This window comes from Burkholderia sp. Se-20378 (assembly GCF_017104665.1).
Taxonomy (GTDB): domain Bacteria; phylum Pseudomonadota; class Gammaproteobacteria; order Burkholderiales; family Burkholderiaceae; genus Burkholderia; species Burkholderia lata.
This window is the reverse complement of the sequence record NZ_JAAGPG010001201.1, coordinates 1-879: the sequence shown is the minus strand read 5'-3', so window position 1 is coordinate 879 and position 879 is coordinate 1. Positions and strand designations below refer to the sequence as shown.

Genomic DNA, 879 nt, shown 5'->3' with positions numbered 1-879 from the left:
CGCGCGTGCCAGCGAACGCAGCGGCTGCTGCAGCTGCCAGGCCGCGAACAGCGCGGCGATCACGCCGGCCGAGAAGATCGTGCCCAGCCACAACAGCATCCGGTCGAGCGAGCGCGGCGGCCGCAGCGGCTGCACCGGCACCACGATCCAGTTGCGGTCGGTCGGCTCCTTCACCCACAGCACCGGCGGATGGCCGGGCGCGCCGATCTCGACGCGCGTGCCGGGCGGCATCCGCTCGCTCACGTCGTCTCGGAACCGCTTGAGCGGCGCCGGCAGGTTCGACGGGTCGCCATTCGGCACGTCGGTGCTGTCCGGCGTCACGAGCCGCACACGCGACGGCAGCGGCTGGTCGGGCGTGCGCTCGACGTGCTGGCGCACCGCGTCGACCAGGAACGCGGCCTCTTCGACCGCGTAACGCGTCTGCATCTGGCTGCGCTCGAGCCGCATCGCGAAAAACCACGCGAAGTGCGACAGGAGCAGGACACCGACGACGAGTAGCGCCAGCCGCCCGAACAGCGAATCAATGGGTTTGCGCATGGGCCTCGCCGTCGGGCACGAACACATAGCCGCGCCCGCGGACCGTCTGGATGAAGCGCGGCGTCGACGGATCCGTTTCGAGGATGCGGCGCAGGCGCCACACCTGGACGTCGATGCCGCGGTCGGTACCGTCGTACTCGGGCCCGTGCAGCAGCTCGAGCAGCCGCTCGCGCGTGAGCGTGCGCAGCGCATGGTTCACGAAGATCTTCAGCAGCGCGAATTCACTGCTCGACAGCGTGGCCGGCTTGCCGTCGACCGACAGCGTGCGCGCCTGGAAGTCGAGCACGAAGCGGCCGAACGCGAACGGCTCGCGCTGTTCGGGCGCCGCGGCCGACGGCGTCG

At 70.9% G+C, this 879-nt stretch carries 1 protein-coding gene and 1 pseudogene; both read right to left on the bottom strand.

The annotated features are described in order from the left end of the window. Positions 1–537 (bottom strand): annotated as a pseudogene (locus tag G3N93_RS41005) (two-component sensor histidine kinase); the annotation flags it as partial. Next, positions 521–879 (bottom strand): winged helix-turn-helix domain-containing protein (locus G3N93_RS41000; RefSeq protein ID WP_206135634.1); only part of this gene is annotated, 359 nt, incomplete at its 5' end. The pseudogene G3N93_RS41005 and the gene G3N93_RS41000, both read right to left, overlap by 17 nt.